This is a genomic window from candidate division KSB1 bacterium (assembly GCA_034506335.1).
GTDB lineage: Bacteria > Zhuqueibacterota > Zhuqueibacteria > JANLFK01 > Oleimicrobiaceae > Oleimicrobium.
In genome coordinates this window covers 1-19,889 of record JAPDPR010000038.1, presented here as the reverse complement: position 1 = coordinate 19,889, position 19,889 = coordinate 1, and the positions used below count along the sequence as shown (strand labels likewise).

Sequence of the window (19,889 nt, the reverse complement as noted above, 5' to 3'; positions counted from 1 at the left end):
GTAGGATGGCAGGTACTCCCGGTGGCTTGCTGGAGAAGGTGCGGAAGTACCACTTCCAGTTGCGGCATCTTACTGTGGCCTTTGCGGTGTTTGTCCTTTTTGAGCTCTTCGCCACCCTGGCGCAAAAACGTGCCCTGAAGGGATTTCTCGATGACGCCCAGGAATGGTATCAGCGGGACTTTGCCGAGCGGCAGGCGAATCTCACTGCCTCCGCCTTTGAGTTAGTCCTGGAGACCGCGCTCCAAAGTCGCCGCATTGAGGAACCCAGTGCTAAGAAGATCGTGCAGGCCTTCAACATCATCCTCAGCCAACAGCTGCTGCAGCAGCACGTGCAGGAAGTGTGCATCTTGGTCGCTGACGGGGAGCGCATTGTGCCAATTGACAATGGACATGTGCTCTTCGAGTATGTTGTGGGCAACCAGGCCCAGCTTTCTCCTGACCGGCCCCACGACAAGGCGGTGCAGCTTTATCAGGAGCTTGCGCCCCAGCTAATCTCCTCCGAACAGACCGTGAGTCGGTTGGAAGGGAGCGAGGATTTTCACGTCTTTGTGCCGTTGGTGCCGAAGGGTGAGTACTTTGGCGCCCTGTACATGCTCAGCAGACCGGAGTTTCATCTGGTGAGCGCCGAGATTCTGGCCGGATACAACCAGACAGGACTTATCTCCATCGCGCTGATCTTGTTGGGTTTCCTGGCCATGTTCTACATCTCGTCCTACACGGTGAAGGAGCGCGACGAGGCCCAGCAGATGCTTTTTCAGGAGCGGGAGCGGCAGCTCCGCGAGCACTTGCATTTCCAAAAGGAGGCGCTGTTCGCCAAGCGCATCTATCACACCCACCACAAGGCGGAGAAGGTGATGGGCTTCATCAAGGAAGACTTGGAGCTGCTGTCGCCAGAGAACATGGAGCAGGTGCGCTACCGCGTGCGCAAATACGCCAACTTTATCTCCCGCGTCATCTATGACATGAAGTGGTACGAGCCGCCGTTGCATACCGTGCGGAACCCAGCCTTCCACACCTCGGTCAACGATGTGATCCGTTTCGTAGTGGACAATATCTTCCTGCGTCTGCCTGCGGGGCAGCAGCAGTTTCGCATCGAGCTGGACCTAGACGAGAGGGTTCCTCCCGTGGCCGTCAATGAGTTTGTCGTGTGGGAGATCATCGAGCCTCTGATCCAAAACAGCATCGACCACGGCGGCGCAGACCATCTTGTGGTCCGCATCAGCTCCGCCTATCAGCCCGAGCTTCACCGCACGGTGCTGACCATAGCCGATAACGGCCCGGGCGTGCGTGCTGACTTGCTGGAGACAGACGAAAACGGGGTCCGACGCATCTTTCTCGAAAGCGTAACAACCAAGAGCAACCAAGGTAACTGCGGCTACGGTTGCTACATCGCCCACGAGCTTTGCACGGAGCGTTGCGGGTGGGGCATCGACGTGGAGAATTTGCCCGGTCGCGGTTGCCAATTCACCATCACCATTCCTCACGAGGTGCGCCTTGAAACTTCCCTCGCAGGAGCCCATTAAGGTCCTCCTCATCGAGGACGAGGACTATGACATCCGACGCATCGAGCGGACGTTGCGTCCGGTGGCCGAGCGGATACGGATTGTGGACACGGTGTCCAATGGCACCGCTGCCGTGAACCTCTTCAGTCAGGGGCGCGACTATGATGTGGTCATCATGGACTATCAGATTGCGGGAGGGTTGAAGGGCGAGAGGCTCATCGCTCAGCTCAGGGAGATAGACCCTACGGTGCAAGTCATCGTAGTGACCAAGATGACCACCAATGTGGCTGATTTTGACTTTGCCAACCGCCTCTTGGAAGCAGGGGCGATGTGGTACTGTACCAAGTATCCGTACGACATAGAGGAATTCATTTATCAACCCACAGATTTTGTGCTGAGCATCTTCAACGCGTACGAGAAGCGCCTATTGGAAAAGGCGCGGCGCCGCGCGGACACCCGTTTGCAGGACACGATCCAGGAGATTCTGGAGAAAAAGCAGATCGTGGGTGTATCGCGCGCTATAGACCAGTTGCGGGAGGCGATCCGCCGCTGTGCGGAGACCGAGGCGGTGGTCCTCCTGCGCGGCGAATCGGGCACGGGCAAAGAGCTCATCGCAGCCAACATTCACTACCTCAGCCGTCGGAGAAATGAACCGTTTGTTCCCGTCAACTGTGGCAGCCTGCCTGAGCACTTGATCGAGAGCGAATTGTTCGGCTATGAGAAGGGCTCCTTCACTGGTGCCACGACGCGGAAAAAGGGGCTCTTCGAGGTGGCGGACAAGGGATCCCTGTTTCTGGACGAAATCACCGAGATCCCGCTTTCTGCCCAGTCCACCCTCCTGCGCGTGATGCAAGAAGGGGAGATCGACAAGATCGGGCGCATCGGTCGCCACAAAGTGGATGTGCGGGTTATCGCGGCCACCAACAAGGACTTGGAAAGGGAAGTACGGGAGGGGCGCTTCCGCGAAGACCTGTACTATCGCCTCAATGTTCTGTCCATCACCGCCCCTCCCCTCCGCGATCGCCCGGAGGACATTCCCGTGCTCGCCGACTACTACCTGCGGCGCTTCAGTGCCGACATGGGGCGTCCGGTGCCCGAGATGGAGGAGGAAGCAATGCAGGCCCTGGTCGCATACCGTTGGCCAGGCAATGTGCGAGAGCTCCAAAATGTGCTCCAACGGCTCCTGATCAACGGCGGGAGTGTGATCACCCTGCGCGATACCCAGGCTGCCCTGGGCCTGCACCCCACTGCACGCCAGGAGGGGGACGCCCCGCGGCGCTGGCCATGGGATGCGCAGCACATCTTGCCACTGCGGGAGATGGAGCGAGAATTCCGCAAGGAGTATCTCCGCTTCGTCCGCAGCCAAAGCACCTCCGACGCCCTTGCCGCGCGCAAACTGGGACTGGCGCCCTCCAACTTCCACCGCCTATGCAAAGAGTTAGGGCTGAAGTAAGCGCATCGGTGGGCTAAAGGACTCTCCATTCACCTGAAGATAAGCAGCATTATCGTCTTGATAACGCGGGGCCACCAGGAAAGTCGCAGGCCCACGTGTAACTTGTGTATCTACAATGCCCTCTTGGCTGGCCCAAATCTTGCCATTCTCTTCTTCTCGGACAAGTAGCCGCATTGAGGTCAGGAGCCAGTGAGTGCCCGTTGCACGCTATATGTGCTGACGACGGCAGTTGTGTGCGCTCTGTGCGCACCTGCCCGTCCCTTTCTGCACCAGAAAGGCCGGGCAATTGTTGACGCCAGCGGTCAAGAAGTGCTCCTCCGCGGGTTCGGCTTGGGGGGGTGGCTGGTTCCCGAGGGTTACCAGCTTCACATCCCGGGGTTTGGTTCTCCTTCATTCATCCGCAGCCGCATTGCTGACCTGATCGGTGAGGCCAATACCGACGAGTTTTACCGACTCTTCATCGCAAACTATGTGCGTGAGGAGGACATTGCCAAGATTGCCTCCTGGGGTTTCAACTCCGTGCGCCTGCCATTCCACTACCGCCTGCTATGGAAAGACAACCAGCTCGACGAAGAGGGCTTTCGACTGCTCGATCAGGTGGTGGCCTGGTGCAAGGCATACCGCGTGTACCTGATACTGGACATGCACTGTGCCCCAGGAGGTCAGAACAAGGACAACATCAGCGACAGCGACGGCGTCGAGGCACGCCTGTGGACCGACCCGGCAAATCAGGACCTGACGGTGACCATCTGGCGAGCTATTGCAGCACGGTACGCGGCGGAGACGTGGATTGGCGGCTATGATCTGCTCAACGAGCCGGTGCTTCCCTCTGGACATTCGGCCAGCGAACTACGCCTGCTGTACATGCGGATCGCCCAGGCCATTCGGGAGGTAGACGGCAACCACCTTCTGTTTATTGAGGGCAACTGGTACGCGACTGACTTCACCTCTCTGACGCCACCGTTCGATACCAACATGGCCTATGCTTTTCACAAATACTGGAACGAGAACAGCCGCGAGGCGATTCTACCTTACCTTCGGTTGCGCAACCAGTACAACGTGCCGATTTGGCTGGGGGAGACCGGCGAGAATTCCAATGTCTGGCTACGTGACTGTTTGCGCTTGATGGAGGAGAATGGCATCGGCTGGAGCTGGTGGACGCATAAGAAGGTGGCGACTACCACGGCTCCCTATTCTGCGTCCATTTCGCCGCTCTACCAGCGGGTTCTTGACTATTGGGCAGGCAGCGCCTCCAGGCCGTCGCGGGAATTTGCCACGGTGGCGCTGTTCGGTATGGCGCGCAGCCTACACATCGATAGCTGCCAGTTCCGGGCCGATATCCATGATGCGCTCACGCGCCCCGACCACGACACTCGGGCCATCCCCTTCCGCGCGCACACCCTGCCCGGCCGGATTGCCTGTGTGGATTATGATCTCGGCGGGCTGGGCATCGCCTATTTTGATGCGGACTATCAGAACACTGGGGGATTGGGCGGCCCACGCTGGAACAAGGGCGGGGCTTATCGCAACGATGGAGTGGATATCCAGGAATCCAACGATGTCGGAGGTCCGCCGTATTGCGTGGGATGGGTGGAGCCAGGCGAGTGGTTGCAGTACTCTGTGCACATAGCCCTCGGCGGAGACTATGAAGTGACGGCGCGGGTGGCCGCCCCAGCAGCCGGGGGGGCCTTCAACTTGCGGATGGACAAGGCTCTGTTCACCGCGAGGGTCGAGGTCCCTGCCACCGGTGGCTGGCAGCAGTGGACCACCGTATCCTGCGGGAAGGGAACACTACCTGCGGGCGAGGACATCATCACCCTCAGCATTGCCGTGGGCGGCTTCAACATCAGCGAGCTCGGCTTCAGCTTCGTGGACAGTGGCATTCCAGAGGGATACCTCCTGGAGCGGGTGACCGACACGGTGCGTTGGACGCGTTGTCACCCCAACCCATTCGGGGAGCGCACCAGGGTATCGTTGCTCCTCTTGCAGCCGGAGCGGGTGGTGCTCCGCATTTTCAACATTCAGGGCGGATTGGTCACGACTCTCCTGGACGGTCCCCTACCGACGGGGTGGACCACCGTGGCGTGGGACGGCACTGGCGGCGATCGTCAGCGCCTGGCTTCAGGTGTCTATTTTGGTCAACTCTTGGTAGGTTCCGAGGGACGGGTGGCGCCCCTGGTACTCAGACGGTAGAGACGGCCCATGCCGCAACACGACAGCCTCCGCGTTCGCTTGCAAAGTGCCATGGCAATCAGCTGCCTGTGCATAGAACTCTTTTCGGGCCGGGGTGCGCACGCGCAGGCAAGAGAGGGGATTCGCCACCGCTGCGGCACTTCTTCCCCCTACGTGGACAAGGCTGGTCACGCGTGGCACCCAGACCGGCCGTATCAGTCAGGCGGATGGGGCTTCTTGAGTCCCGGTGCGGGCGTCGCCTCGACTACCCACGCCATTGCGGGTACGGAGGACGACCCCCTGTATCAGACCGAGCGCTACGGGCCAAGCCTTGGCTATCGGTATGACGGACTAGACAGCACTGTGTACCGAGTCACGCTCAAGTTGTGCGAACTATACTGGACCTCACCAGGCCGTCGCGTCTTTGACGTGGCGTTGAACGAGGTTCTTGTGCTCGATGACCTTGACATTTACGCGCTCGTAGGGCACGACTCGGCACTGGACACCGCCTTCATTGTGCGTCCGATTGATGGCACCATCGTCCTCACCGTCCCGGAAGTGCGTGCGGACTATGCGAAGCTGGCGGCGATCGCCGTGACCCCTGGAGTGCCGGACAGGCTTCCACCAGGCCCGCCTCAGGGGGTCGAGTGCAGTTCACTGCCAGGCGGCGTGAAGGTCAGGTGGCGGCGCAACCTTGAGCCGGACATTCAGGGCTATCGGGTGTTCCGCGCCGCCTCCCCTACCGGCCCTTTTGCTTTATGGAGCGGCGAACTCCTGCGCCAGCCTAGACCCGTATTGGAATTCATCGACCGTCAGGTAGAAGCCGGATGCACCTACCACTACGCGGTCACTGCAGTGGACGCCTCGGGCAATGAAAGCGGGCTCTCCACGGTGGTGGCAGCGACTGCGGGACGGACCCTTCGCGCCATGTGGCAGGTGCCTTCGTGCGCCTGGTCACGACCGCTGGGCGATTACCCACGCGGGGCAACTGGCAGGACCAAGAGAGGAGTCCCGCTCGGAGGGATTGGGGCTGGCAACTTCATGTTCAATCTCTGTGGTACCTTTGGCCCTTGGGAGTTCAAAACAGGAGTTCACGAAGAGAAATTCCTCCCCCAGGGGGCTTTTCATCTCTTCGAAAAGAGCGGCGGTCAGTCCGCCAGCGTGCGCACTTTGGCCACAGAAGGCCTCTTGTCGGCGTGGAGCCCATGGCCAAAGGGAAGCGGTCAATATTCGGCCCTCTACCCAAAGGCCTGGTTTGACTTCTATGGGGCAAAAGCGGACATCTCCCTGAAGCAGTTTACGCCTATAATCCCCCACAACTATCGCGAGACCAGCTTCCCTCTGGGCGTTTTCCAGTTCCGGGTGGGCAACCCCCAGCCTGACACTCTGGACATAGCGCTCATGTTCACTTTCCCCAATGCCGGATATGCCGATGAGGTCAGGACCGGTCTGCGCTCGGCAGTCAAGTCCACAGAACGGGTGACGGCGGTGGTCATGAGCGCCGACAGTCCGCTGAACACCTCTGTGACTCAGGGCACCGAATGGTGCATTGCCACTCTGTCGCGGCCCGGCGCGGTGAGCTCCTGTTTATCCTGGAATGCCTGGGGCGACGGCGCAGACATCTACGCCGACTTTGCTGATGGTCGGCTTTGCAATGCGCCCCTGGATGCATCCGGCTCCGCAGCGGCGCTGGCGGTGACCGTGCGGCTTGCGCCCGGGGAAGAAACCACCGTGCCCTTTGTGCTCTCCTGGTACTTTCCGCGTGTCCGTTTCGGGGAGGGTACGGAGTGGTACCGCCGGTACACCGAGTACTTCGGCACGGAGCCTGGCCATGCGTTCGAGGTGGCCTGCGAAGCTCTTGCACATATGGACGAGTGGGAAGCGCAGGTGGACCTGTGGCAGCAGCTCATCATCAGCGAGCCTTGCTATCCCGACTGGCTCAAGCAGGCAGCGCTCAACGAGCTCTACTACGACACCTTCGGCGGCGTCTTTTGGGAAAACGGCTGCATCACGCGTCCTGAGGAATCCTCCTACGGGACTCTCCCTCCTGATGACCACAAGTACTTCTGCATGGAGTGTCAGGCATACCCGATGTGCGAGACCTTTGACGTGCGGCACTACGAGTGCCGTCACTATCTGGAGTTGTGGCCGCACATTGAGCGCGATGTGCTGCGGTGGTTCGCCGACTATATCGCGAACGACCCCGAGGGGAAGGCCCCGCATGATGCAGGCATGCCCTCTCAGGATCCGTTCTTCCGCTTCAGCGGCTACGGCGGCGACTGGCAGGATATGCCCAGCAAGTTTATCCAGCAAGTGTACGCCTACTATCGCAAGACGCGGGACGAGGATTTCTTGAACTTTGTCTGGCCTGCGTGCAAAAAGACCTACCGCTACATGAAGACCAAGGACACCAATGGCAACAGTTTGCCCGATCATGGCAACACGACTTACGACACATGGGGCTTGGTGGGGGACAACCTTTTGTGCGGTGGATTGTGGATAGGAGCATTGGAGGCAATGGCCCAGATGGCAGCGCACCTGGGCGAAACCGGGCTGCAAGCAGAGGTGGAGCGGACCCTCGCTGTGGCCAAGCAGGTCCTTGACCTCCTTTTCTGGCAAGACCACGTGGGCTACTATCGGCTCGATAGCCGGTCGACGGCCATCATGGCTGATGGACTGAATGGACAGCGCTACTGTGAGACCACCGGTCTACCGCCTATTCTGCCTCCTGTGCGGATGGCCTCGCACCTGCATCAGGTTTTTGAGCGCTGCGTGGCGCCGCTGACCGACTTTACCGGAGACGGCATCGGTGATATGGGCGCCGTGAACGGACGCAATGCCGATGGTACGCCGTTGCTTTCCGGGCAGCCGGACGAGGTGTGGACAGGCTCGTCCTACTTTGTCGCCGCCAGCATGTACCACTGGGGCAAGGAACTCGGGGACCAGCGTTTGATGGAAAGGGCATTGCAGACTGCCTACGGCGTCTATTACCAGACCTGGGTGAACGAGCGAACTGCGTACTTTTTCAATACCCCTGAGGCATGGCACTACTCGAACCCTTCCCAATATCGGGCCGAGCAGTACCAGCGGCCACGCGCAGTATGGGAATTGCTCCTTGAGATAGCCAACCCCTTTGCAACCCTTGTGCCCGGCCACCAGGAATGCAGCCAAGGGGAAGCCATTGCTCCTGAGTTGGAGCAAAACTACCCAAATCCGTTCAATGCCGGTACCCGCATTTCTTACCGATTGCCAGCAGAGGGAGACGTCACTCTCACGGTGTACGACGCGCGAGGGAGAATGGTGTGCGAGCTGGTACGGGCGCGGCAGAGGCGTGGTTCATATCGCGTGAGCTGGGATCCACCTGTGCCAACCGGGCTCTACCTTGCTACCCTTCGCTTTGCTGCAGGCGGGGCGGAGTTTGTCAGGGTGGTCAAAATGGTGCGTCTCAAATGAGACGGGACAAAGTGCTGCGATGAGGAGAAAAGGGATGAAACGGCCGCATGCGCTGCTACTTATGGTGAGTTTGGCGATGGTGACCCAAGCCTGCTTCGGTGCTTCCCGGACGGGGCTCAGTCCCCTGGTCACGGAACTCCTGGGCAGAATGTCCCTGGAGGAAAAAGTGGGGCAGATGACTCAGATCTCCCTGGAGTTGGTGTGCAAGGGTTACCCTCTTACCCGCGAGCCATTGGAAATAGACCCGGAGAGTCTTAGACGTGCTCTCCTGGAATACCACGTGGGTTCCATTCTGAACGTGGGTTCCTCTGCCCACACCGTGCAGCGCTGGCAGGAGCTTATCACGACCATCCAGGACGTGGCCACAAAGGAGACGCGTCTCGGCATCCCGGTCCTCTACGGCATAGATGCCGTTCATGGTGCCGGGTACACCTTGGGCGCCACGCTCTTTCCCCAACATGTGGGCATGGCGGCGACGTGGAATCCGGATTTGGTGCACAAAGAAGGGCAGGTTACGGCATACGAAGTGCGGGCCTGCGGCATACCATGGAACTTTAGTCCGGTGTTGGATATCGGGAGACAACCGCTGTGGCCGCGCCTGTGGGAGACGTTCGGCGAGGACCCGTATCTGGCCTCCGTCATGGCCCGAGCATACGTGCGAGGTCTGCAGGGAGAGGACAACTGCGTCAACGGGGCGGACAGGGTGGCCGCCTGCGCCAAGCACTATCTTGGTTATAGTTTTCCGCTCACAGGAAAGGACCGCACCCCTGCGTGGATTCCCGAGCGGATGCTGCGGGAGTACTTTCTCCCGCCGTTTCAGGCCGCGGTGGAGGCGGGCGTCAAGACCGTGATGGTGAACTCCTCAGAGATTAACGGCATACCGATCCACGCCAGCCCCTATCACCTGCGCGACCTCCTGCGAGGAGAGTTGGGGTTCTCCGGCGTCATCGTCTCCGATTGGGCCGACATCAAGAACCTACACGAACGGGAGCGTGTGGCTGCGTCCCCGAAGGAGGCGGTGCGCTTGGCGGTCATGGCAGGTGTGGATATGAGCATGGTACCACTGGACTACAGTTTCTACGATTTGCTGCTGGAGCTGGTGCGCGAGGGGGCTGTGCCCGAGAGTCGTATTGATGAGGCCGTTGGCAGGATCCTGCAGCTCAAAGAAGAGCTTGGTTTGTTTCAAGACCCTTATCCGCCTGTGGAGAATGCCAAGCGCTTTGCTTGTGCGGCGCATCGGCAGAGCGCTCTGCAGGCCGCCTGGGAGTCGATCACGCTCTTGAAAAACAGTGGCAACCTGTTGCCTCTTTCCCCTGGGGTCAAAATCTTGGTGACCGGGCCCACGGCCCATAAACGCTCATCTCTGAACGGGGGGTGGACCATCACCTGGCAGGGAGACCGAGAAGAGCTCTACCCGAAAGACACGCCGACCATTTTGGAGGCCATTCAGGCGGCCGCAGGGCGGGAAAAGGTCAAGTTCGTGCCGGGCGTGGAGGTCAATCGCGAACTGGACATTAAGGCCGCTGTTGCTGCGGCGCGCAAGGCGGATGTCGTCATCGCCTGCGTGGGCGAGGACCCCTATTGCGAGACCCCGGGCAATATCAGCGAGCTCGCCCTGCCCGAGCCACAGCTGCGCCTTGTTGCTTTGCTTGCCGAGACCAGAGTCCCGGTGGTCCTGGTGTTGGTGGAAGGGAGGCCCCGCATCATAACCAGCGTCGCCGACAGAGCCAGAGCGATCCTCATGGCCTACCTCCCAGGTGCCCAAGGGGGACAAGCCGTGGCGGACATCCTCTTCGGCAAGGTCAATCCTTCCGGCAAGCTGCCCATTACTTACCCGCGGGCGTGCAACGACTTGACCCTGTACGACCACAAGTACAGCGAGAACGCCAACTCCTTCAATCGTTACAATCCCCTCTTCCCCTTCGGCTTTGGCTTGAGCTATACGTCGTTTGCCTACCGCGATCTCGTTCTGGACAAGGATCGCATGCGGCGTGGGGACTCGCTCTGCGTGTCTGTGACGATACAGAATACCGGGAGGAGGGCGGGCAAGGAAGTGGTACAGTTGTACCTCAGCGATCTGTATGCGTCGGTCACGCCTTCAGTGCGGAGACTCAAGCGTTTCGCAAAGGTAGAGCTCGGGCCAGGAGAGGAGCGCACTGTGCGCTTTACCTTGAGGGAGGCTGACCTGAGCTTCATCGGACCAGACAATCGACCGGTGGTGGAACCGGGGGAGTTTGCCGTGCGCGTGGGAGACCTGGAAAAGGTATTCGTATTTGAGTGAGCGTGGATGACCTTTGCCGTCGGCTGGATATCGTCGACCAGGGAGTGGAGACGTTGAAGGCACCTCAGTCGCCTCATGAGCAGGCGGGTAGAGGGTAGAGAGACACACGAGGCCACCATGTTTGGGCATCTGGTACCGCTGGATCTGACGCTTATTGCGGTCTATTTCATGGCCCTTTTCTCGGTAGCCTTCTACTTTTCCCGCCGCGAAAAGACGAGCGCAGAGTATTTCCTGGCGGGACGCAAAGCGGGATGGCTCGCCATCGGGGCGTCGCTCTTTGCCTCCAACATCTCCAGCGAACACTTTATCGGGTTGGCAGGCTCGGGTTCCAGCCGAGGGCTGGCTGTGGGACATTTCGAGTGGCTTGCCTGTTTCATCCTCCTCCTTTTGGGTTGGGTCTTTGCACCCTTCTATCTCAATTCCGGCGTGTACACTATGCCCGAGTTCCTGGAGCGTCGCTACGGACGCGCCAGTCGCATCTACCTGACCAGCGTCTCCATCGTTGCCTATGTGCTCACCAAAATCTCAGTGACTGTGTTCGCTGGTAGCCTTTTGTTGAACCGTGTGGTAGGCTGGGACGTGGCAACGTCCGCGGTGGTCATGGTGATTGTGGCGGGCATCTACACGGTCGCAGGGGGCCTGAAGGCCATCGTGCACGTAGACGTATTCCAGTCCGCCGTGCTCATCCTCGGGGCGACTCTCTTGACCATTTTGGGCCTGCGCGAGGTGGGTGGCTGGGGTGCACTGCAGCAAAAGGTCCCGGCCGATTTCTTCCACATGATCAAGCCGGTCAATGACCCGGAGTTTCCCTGGACAGGGATACTTTTTGGCGCGCCGATCCTGGGCATTTGGTACTGGTGCACGGACCAATACATCGTGCAACGGGTGCTCAGCGGCAAGGACATTGACCATGCCCGGGGTGGCACGATCCTGGCGGGGTTTCTCAAGATCCTTCCCGTGTTCGTTCTCGTGCTGCCCGGGCTTATTGCCTGTGGGCTCGCGGGCGACCCTGCCCTGGGCGACAGGGCCTACCCAATGCTGGTGGCTGGGAATCTATTGCCGCCCGGCCTCAAGGGGCTGGTCATCGCCAGTCTGCTGGCGGCGCTCATTTCCTCATTGGCCAGCTGCTTCAACAGCAGCTCCACCCTCTTTACCATGGATTTCTACCGCCAGGTGCGGCCCCAAGCGGGGGAGAAGGAGCTGGTGTTGGTAGGGCGGCTGGCCACGACCGCGCTAGTGATTCTGGGCATCCTTTGGGTGCCGTTCATCCGTTACATTAGCTCGCAGATCTACATCTACCTGCAGAGTGTTCAGGCATATGTCAGTCCGCCCATAGCGGCGGTTTTCCTCTTGGGCATTCTATGGCCGCGCGTGAACGCCAAGGGGGCGATAAGCTCGTTGGGGGTGGGTGCGTTCTTGGGGGCCGCGCGCTTGGTTCTGGAGCTATTGCACAAAGCTGGCCGGCTCCACTACGCCCCCCTCCAGCGCGCGGCCGAAATCAACTTCTTACACTTTGCCGCAGTGCTGTTTGTCGTGTCCGCGGCTGTGCTGGTGGTGGTGAGTCTGGCCACGGGGCGGCCACCGCGCAATCAGGTCGAAGGGCTCACCTTCGGGACGACTCCTGTGAGCCTCAGGAGGAGCAACGACTGCAATCGATCCTGGCACCGGCTGAACGTGGGCATGTCTATCGTGTTGGTGGTGACCGTGCTTTTTCTCTATTCGCGATTCCTGTGAGTAGGCATGTCCCGCGAGCTCATGACAACAGTGTTCTGTCTGGTGCTTGCCGCAGCCGTGAGCGGCGGTGAACTACATCTGACTGCCACTCCGGCGGCCCCGGCGGTAGGCAGTGAATTCGCTGTTGCCGTGTGTGCGAAAGGGCTCGGTCAGGTGATAGCCGTCGATTTGCGCTTTGCATTGGACTCTTTGGCAGTGCGCGTGCTGGGCATTGAGCCGGTGGCGCTGAGCCGCTTTGAATGGCTGAGGTGGAAAGTGGATGCCGCCTCCCGGCCCTCGATTACGGCACTGATGCTGAGCAGCCCGTCGAACGGCGTGAGCTTTGCGGACGGAGACACGTTGGCGCTCCTGCGCTGCATGCGCATTGGCGCACAGGGCACGCTCATTGGTCTCAAGGCCGGCCACCCTGTTGCTATCGCCGCGACCATGCGGGAGTTGCCTTGCATCGTGTTCCCGGCTACACTTGCGCAGGCCAGCGGGGTGCCAAGGACAGAGACCGGGTGCGGCGGAGCTTTGAGGGCTTATGTTTCGCCCAATCCCGGCTTTGAACGAGCGAGCCTGGTGGTCAATAGCCCCACCCGCGTGAACCAGGCGACGTGGTCCCTTTACGACGTGACCGGGCGCCTGGTGTGGACACAGACGTTTATGCTTCCCGAGGGCACCAGCCGCCTCAGCTGGGAAGGGGTCAATGCGTCTGGTCGGAGGTTGCCGGCGGGGACTTACTTCTATCGTCTGCAAACCCCATCGCAGGAGTTGAAGGGAAAATGCGTGCTGTTGCGATAGGAGTGGGCCTGGTGCTCTTTGCAGGCGGGCTGCCGTTGTACGGCCGACAGGTCGCTGGACGCGTCATTACTGCCGGCGACCGCCCAGTGGCCGAGGCCACGGTGGTGCTGCTGCCATCTTATGCCCTAGCCCGCACCGATTGCACCGGCTTCTACCAGCTCGATGCACCACGTCCGGGCAGCTATGCCCTGCATGTCAATGCGCCGCGCATGCTGGTGTACCGCAAGGCATTGACACTTGGCCTTGAGCCCATGATTGCAGACGTGAGGCTCGTGGCGGGTGACAACAATGCCGACGGGAAAATTGACTTGTGGGATGCCCTGGCCCTCGTGCAGCGGTTCGGGCCCGTGGCAGCGAGCGATCCCCTGGACATGGACCACGACGGAGTCCTTGCAGTGCCCGACCTCAATCAATGGTACGACTGGGCCTGGCCAGAGGACGGACACTGGCGTTTTTTCCTTCTTCTGGATGACGCCGAACATGCCGGCTCAGGAGTCGTCTACCCGCCACAAGGGCGGTGGCAGACGCACAAAGACCAGGGCTCCGTTACGATTCCGGCGCCTGGGGCCGTTGTGCCCCCGAGTAGCGGAGGCTATTGCTCCCCGCGCGCGTATCAGTTTCGCTATGTGCTTGGTTCATCCGTACAATACCCTTTTGCCCTGATCCGATTCCTCTTCGGCCAGACCGACCAAGTGACATTCGACGCACGAGGCTTTGAAGGAATGATAGTAGCTCTCAAGGGAGAAGGGCAACCGCTTATCGTTTCTCTGAAGACGGCCGTTACTTCGGACGACTGGGCCGAGTTCTACGCCCGCATTCCGGCAGTGGGTAGGGAGTGGCAGGCCTATAGCTTCGATTTCCGCAGCGACTTTTCCCAGCCCAGCTGGGGGCAGCGCGAAAGGATTGAAGATGCACTGCGCACACTGCAGGCAATCCAGTTCAAGGCAGACGACGCCTGGCGGGAAAAGGCGTTGACCCTTTGGATCGATAACTTGACACTCACCCAGCGCCTCCATGAACCGGCTGTCAGCCGGGTGCGAGTGACAATTACCGAGGCGGGCAATCCGCTCCCGGCGGCGATCGGCACCATCCAAGGCCTCGATTACTGGTGCGAAGCCTTGAGCGACCTCCAGGGGAGAATCTTTTTTGAAAGAGTTCCGGCTGGACAATACCGCATGTGGGCGTGGCGCCCTGGTTACGCGCCGGACACGCTGAACCTTGAAGTACGAGGGGGTGAGGAGGTGAACGCCGGTACTCTGGCTGTGCAGCGAATTGTCCCGATCCCGAAGCCCCTGTCGCAGGGCCCGGTGCGCGTGGCAAATGGTCGCCTGGAGGTAGACTTTGATGGCGATTCCGGTTACGAACCGTTCTTTATCAAAGGGGTTGGCTATTCGCCCGTGCCCATCGGCAGCACAGGCGACCTGATCTATCCGGAGCGCGTGTTCGCCAGGGACATGCCTCTTCTCCAGGCGATGCATTGCAACGCACTTCGCACTTGGGGGAAAGTGGACCGACGGCTCCTCGACCAGGCTCAGGCCTTCGGCATAAAGGTGGTGGCCGGTTTTTGGGTCTCAACCGAGGCGGACTTTTTTGCGCCACGCGAGCGTAGGGCAATCATTGAGGAGTTCCAACAGTACGTGCAGGAGATCAAGGACCACCCGGCGCTCCTGTTCTGGTCAGTGGGTAACGAGCAGAACCTGACTAACGGCGACAACTGGGCGTGGTACGCGCTCGTCGAGGACCTGGCGGTGACAGCTTTCCTGGAAGAAGGAGAGCGCTTCCACCCGGTGGCCACTCCCAACGGCGACCGCACGCGCATCGGATTAGCTGACTACCTCGCCCGCGACAGCGATCTGCCCTATCTTGACCTGTGGGGGATGAACCTGTACAAGCCTGACCGCGAAGGCTTTAGACCGACGTTTGTGGCGTACTCGGCCTTTTCCGCTAAGCCCCTGTGGGTGTCAGAATACGGCATCGACGCCTATGACAATCGGAATCGGTGCGAGTACGAGGAGACGCAGGCCATTTTTGCTCGCAACAGGTGGTTAGAAATGAGGCGCTCCCCGATCTGCGTCGGAGGGACGTTAATGGCCTACTCCGACGAGTGGTGGAAGGCCGGCGACCCATGGTCACACGATCTGGGCGGATATTCCACCTCCGCCCATCCAGATGGCTTCTCCAATGAGGAGTGGTACGGCATTTTTCGCGTGAGCAGGAGGCCCAACGATATCGACTCCTTGACTGCGAGGGCGATTTACGATACGTTGCGGGTGTACTTTCAGTGAAGTGCAGTGATGGTAGGACAACCTGAGGTTTGTCTGAAGCGGGGATTGAAAGGAGGTGAGAGCGGCAACCCAAGAGTGCTGAAGGGAGGCAGAGCAAAAGATAGGAAAGGAGGTGAGCAGAAGAGCTTTCGTTGACGCGGAGCAATATGGTCTTGTCACCGTGTTGTCAACAAAACAGGAGGTCTGTCCTATGAAGACAGTCGTGCTCGTGGCGGCATTTCTGGTGGCGCCCGTCCTTCTGGTTGCACAGGAGTACACGATTAACAACTTTGACGCCGCGCCTGCCGACACTAACTATTGGGCCTACTTCCCCAACCACGGAGGGCAGCACTACCAGACAAGCGAACACGCCGACTCAGCCAAGTGCTGGCTGAAGGTCAGTTACGTCCCCAATCCCGTGCAAGAGGGCGCGGGGGCCATGCGCCTGGAGTACAGCGTGCACGACATCGAGAGTTGGGGCGGCTACGTGAAGCTGGAACACTGGAATCCCGACTCCAATGCCCTGTACGATTGGTCGGCGTACGACTCGGTGATGTTCTGGTACTACAATGAGGTGCCCCAGTCCCTGCCAGGACGGGTTCACCTCCGTTTCAACCTCCACGACGTGAGCGATTCCCCCAATGGGGTCAAGACGTACAACGTGATGGAGTCGGAGTACTACTACTCCTTCCACTACGTCCTGGACAACGCCCCGGGTTGGCACCGCATCGCCATGCCCCTGCTGGATGGGAGGTTCGACCCCAACCTGGATGAGTGGGGTGGAGGCGCCTTCAACCGCACCGGGTGGGCTGGCATCCAGGGCAATGACATCTTGGACTTGGATAAGATCAAGGGCTTTTCCTTCGAGTTTTCCATCAGCGGCAGCGGCGCAGGGGACGTGTGCACGGGAACGGTGGTGCTGGACCATCTGGCCCTCTTTTCGCCCACACGCGTGGAGATCATCTTCTTCAATGGACGCGATGTGCCCAGCAATGTGACGCTCTGGGGTGGCTGGAGCGGTACTGGTTCCGCAGAGGTCACCGATGTGGAAGCCTCCACCCCAGGCACGCGCTCCATCCTATGGCGTACCCCAACTGCCGACTGGGCCATCGGCGACGGCATGGGCCTGTTCCTGAGCTCCCCGAAGAACCTCCAGGCTTCGTGGAGGACTGACTCCCTGCAGTTCAAGATCAAGGCCAACGCCGGTCTCGGGCAGCTGGAGGTGGTGTTGTTCGATCCGGATGAAGACGGTTGGGGCGTGGAGCCCGACATCGAGTACAACGCCATCTATCTGCTGGAAGAAGCGGCGGTGGGCTACGACGGCACCTGGAAGCAGGTCAAGATTGCGCTCAAGGACTTTAACCGGTTCGCCGGTGGCTGGAATCCCTCCATCAACCAGTGGCAGGGGGGCGAGATGGATTGCACCAAGGTGGCCGGACTCAAGATCAACATTAAGCAGGCTAGCGGCCTGGGCAAGGAGGTCTACCTGGACGACATCTGGACCGGTCACCCCGCCATTGACATCACCGCTCCTGCGGCGCCGACCAACGTGCGCGGTGTGGCCGGTACCTACTACAACCTGGTGGTGTGGCAGGATGTCCCAGGCGAAAAGGACGAGACCTACACCGTCTACGCCAGCCTGCAGCCGATAGTCCCAGGCAACCTCACAGGCGTGGACGTGGTGGCAACGAAAGTGCCGGAGAACACGCAGGCGGTGACGCATTGGCTCTACCACCCGCTGGTGGACAAGGAGCTCACTTACTATTACGCTGTGGAGTGCAAGGACGCGGCGGGCAACGTGAGCGCCTTAGGGCTATCTGGTCCGGCGACCAACACCGCCCAGGGCATTGCTACCATTTCGCTGCAGCCGCCGGCCAATTTTGCGGCAGACGGCGATCTGGGCGAGTGGGATGCCAGCGGCATCATGCCGTTTGTCATCACGCCGGAGACGCACCACGTGCCTGTGGGTGACGTGAAGAACGCCGCCGACCTGACTGGTACCGTGTACATCGCCGTCGACGACAGTTTTCTGTACGTGGCTGCCGACGTAGTGGACGATTCCTACTTCTATGGCCCGGGGAACTGGTGGGATCAGGATGCCTTCCAGCTCTTCATCGGCCTCTACGACCAGCGCGGGCTCGCGCATAGCGCCATCAAGCGCGGCGCCGAGCCGGACTACATCATCTACTTTGTCCAGGATCGGCTCCACTTGGACTACTCGGGCGGCGGCACCCTTTACACCCCGGAGCACGAGAACTACTACTTCTCGGACCTGGGCGGCAGGGACTATGTCATTGAGGCCAAGATCCCGCTGGACGCGCTGCCAGTGCAAAACGATGTGCGCTTCCACCCGGTGCGTGGCATGCGCATACCCATTGACCTGTACTTCCACGACAACGATGGCGGCACCTGGCAGGGCAACCTTGGCCTGTCGCCAGTGAGCACCGATCACCAGTGGCAGAACCCCCAGGAGTGGACCTACACCTGGATAGGCGACACGATGTTCGTCCGCACCGAGGTTGCCCCGGAGCCAAAAGCGCCAACGGTAGTGGCCTATGAACTGCACCAGAACTACCCGAACCCGTTCAACCCCTCGACGGCCATCACCTTCACGCTCCAGAAGCCTGGCCTGGTGAAGCTCGAGCTCTACAACCCGCTCGGGCAGAAAGTGAGGACTGTTGTGGAGGAGCAAATGGCGGAAGGGACCCACACGGTCCGGGTGAACGCCGAAGGATTGGCCTCCGGTGTGTACATCTACCGCTTGCAGGCTGGTGACTTTGTGCAGGCAAAGAAGATGGTGCTGATGCGTTGAGGTGCAGCCTCCTCCAGCTCAGCCACAATGGTCAACCCCGTCGCCCAGCGACGGGGTTGACCAGGCTGGGGGCTGCACCGGATGCTCAGAGGAACCCCTGCACTGGACGATTGCGCGGGGTCAAGCAGAATGTAACAAGCAAGGAACAAGCCATGCGCCGTGTATATGTTGCGTTGCTTGCCGTCATGGTGGCAGTGGCCCTTTCACCGCCATTAGGGGCTCAGACTACCGGCAAAATTGTCGGCAAGGTCGTCGATGCCACCACCGGCGTCCCGCTACCAGGGGTCAACGTAGTGGTGGAAGGCACCGCCCGAGGGGCGGCGACCGATGAAAACGGGCAGTTCTTTATCCTCAACATGCCGCCCGGCACCTACACCCTGCGGGCCATGATGATTGGCTACGAAGCCGTCCGCCTGCAGAATGTCCACGTCTCGGTCAATCGCACGGAAGAGGTGGCGATAAGGCTCAGTCCCACCGTGCTTGAGGGAAAAGAGGTCGTGGTGCAGGCGGAGCGGGTGGTCATCAAGAAGGACCAGACCAGCTCCATTCGCAATGTGTCTTCCGAGCTCATGGACATCCTGCCGGTGGAAAACGTGGGCGCGGTCATTGGATTGCAAGCGGGGGTAGTGGAGGGCCATTTTCGCGGCGGGCGCCTCACCGAGGTGGCCTACCTTGTGGACGGGATGAAAGTCACCGAGTCATTCGGTGGTTCAGGCCGCCACGTGGACCTGGAGCCCACGGCTATTGCCGACCTTGAGGTCATCACCGGCACCTTCAACGCCGAGTACGGCAGGGCAATGAGTGGCGTGGTCAATGCCGTGACCAAGGACGGTGGGAGCGAGTTGCATGGCGCCCTCTCGGCGGATTTGGCCAACTACCTCACCTCGCACAAAGATATCTTCATCGGCCTTCGTGATGAGGAGCTGACGCGCAACCAGGACTACAAGGCGCAACTGAGCGGTCCCGTGTTCAGCGACCGCTTGACCTTCCTTGCTGACTTTCGTTACCAAGACAACAAGAATCACCTCAATGGCGTCCGCCGCTTCCGTCCATCCGACTACAGTAATTTTGAGTCGGACAACCCGGCCCTGTGGTACTCTGAGCATACCGGCGACAGCGCGTATGTACCCATGAATCGGAGCAAGAACCTCTCCCTTATGGGCAAGCTGTCCTGGCGCCCATCGGCGAACCTGAAAGTGGGTCTGCTCTACACCCTCAATCGTGACGAGTGGCACGACTACAACCATGCCTTCAAGTACAACCCGGACGGCATGGCGGCCACCCACCGCGACGCGCACATGGGGGCCCTCCAGCTGAACCACATGCTCTCGCCGCGTCTCTTCTACGAACTCAAGTTGTCCGGTGTCTACCATGACCATGGCTGGTATGTATTCAAGAACCCTCTGGACAAGCGCTACGTACACGACAAGTTTCT

At 60.1% G+C, this 19,889-nt stretch carries 10 protein-coding genes; all 10 read left to right on the top strand.

Annotated elements, in window-relative coordinates:
- The first annotated feature begins 5 nt into the window (after window positions 1-5).
- A complete protein-coding gene (locus tag ONB25_11100; GenBank protein ID MDZ7393429.1) occupies window positions 6-1,523 on the top strand; it encodes an ATP-binding protein in 1,518 nt (505 codons plus the stop codon).
- Window positions 1,495-2,955, top strand: a complete 1,461-nt coding sequence (locus ONB25_11095; protein MDZ7393428.1) for a sigma-54 dependent transcriptional regulator — start codon at window positions 1,495-1,497, stop codon at window positions 2,953-2,955. The genes ONB25_11100 and ONB25_11095 overlap by 29 nt, the downstream gene beginning before the upstream one ends.
- 189 nt (window positions 2,956-3,144) lie before the next feature.
- Window positions 3,145-5,148, top strand: coding sequence for a cellulase family glycosylhydrolase (locus tag ONB25_11090; GenBank protein MDZ7393427.1), 2,004 nt, complete (start codon window positions 3,145-3,147; stop codon window positions 5,146-5,148).
- Between the two features lie 51 nt (window positions 5,149-5,199).
- Window positions 5,200-8,580, top strand: a complete 3,381-nt coding sequence (locus ONB25_11085) for a GH116 family glycosyl hydrolase (protein ID MDZ7393426.1) — start codon at window positions 5,200-5,202, stop codon at window positions 8,578-8,580.
- Window positions 8,581-8,614: 34 nt separating this feature from the next.
- Window positions 8,615-10,861 carry a glycoside hydrolase family 3 C-terminal domain-containing protein gene (locus tag ONB25_11080; GenBank protein ID MDZ7393425.1) on the top strand — a complete coding sequence of 749 codons (2,247 nt, stop codon included), beginning with the start codon at window positions 8,615-8,617 and terminating at the stop codon, window positions 10,859-10,861.
- 117 nt (window positions 10,862-10,978) lie between these two features.
- Window positions 10,979-12,595, top strand: coding sequence for a sodium:solute symporter (locus tag ONB25_11075; GenBank protein MDZ7393424.1), 1,617 nt, complete (start codon window positions 10,979-10,981; stop codon window positions 12,593-12,595).
- Between the two features lie 6 nt (window positions 12,596-12,601).
- A complete protein-coding gene (locus ONB25_11070; protein ID MDZ7393423.1) occupies window positions 12,602-13,378 on the top strand; it encodes a T9SS type A sorting domain-containing protein in 777 nt (258 codons plus the stop codon).
- Window positions 13,360-15,663 carry a hypothetical protein gene (locus ONB25_11065; GenBank protein MDZ7393422.1) on the top strand — a complete coding sequence of 768 codons (2,304 nt, stop codon included), beginning with the start codon at window positions 13,360-13,362 and terminating at the stop codon, window positions 15,661-15,663. Before ONB25_11070 ends, ONB25_11065 begins: the two co-directional genes overlap by 19 nt.
- Before the next feature lie 190 nt (window positions 15,664-15,853).
- Window positions 15,854-18,454, top strand: coding sequence for a T9SS type A sorting domain-containing protein (locus ONB25_11060; protein ID MDZ7393421.1), 2,601 nt, complete (start codon window positions 15,854-15,856; stop codon window positions 18,452-18,454).
- 152 nt (window positions 18,455-18,606) lie between these two features.
- A partial coding sequence (locus ONB25_11055; protein MDZ7393420.1) for a TonB-dependent receptor occupies window positions 18,607-19,889 on the top strand: 1,283 nt, incomplete at its 3' end.

Excerpts from the sequence above, each read along its gene's own strand:
- ONB25_11065 (MDZ7393422.1), top strand. The coding sequence starts at position 13,360 with ATGCGTGCTGTTGCGATAGGAGTGGGCCTGGTGCTCTTTGCAGGCGGG.
- ONB25_11060 (MDZ7393421.1), top strand. The coding sequence starts at position 15,854 with ATGAAGACAGTCGTGCTCGTGGCGGCATTTCTGGTGGCGCCCGTCCTT.
- ONB25_11100 (MDZ7393429.1), top strand. The coding sequence starts at position 6 with ATGGCAGGTACTCCCGGTGGCTTGCTGGAGAAGGTGCGGAAGTACCAC.
- ONB25_11075 (MDZ7393424.1), top strand. The coding sequence starts at position 10,979 with ATGTTTGGGCATCTGGTACCGCTGGATCTGACGCTTATTGCGGTCTAT.
- ONB25_11080 (MDZ7393425.1), top strand. The coding sequence starts at position 8,615 with ATGAAACGGCCGCATGCGCTGCTACTTATGGTGAGTTTGGCGATGGTG.
- ONB25_11070 (MDZ7393423.1), top strand. The coding sequence starts at position 12,602 with ATGTCCCGCGAGCTCATGACAACAGTGTTCTGTCTGGTGCTTGCCGCA.
- ONB25_11085 (MDZ7393426.1), top strand. The coding sequence starts at position 5,200 with ATGGCAATCAGCTGCCTGTGCATAGAACTCTTTTCGGGCCGGGGTGCG.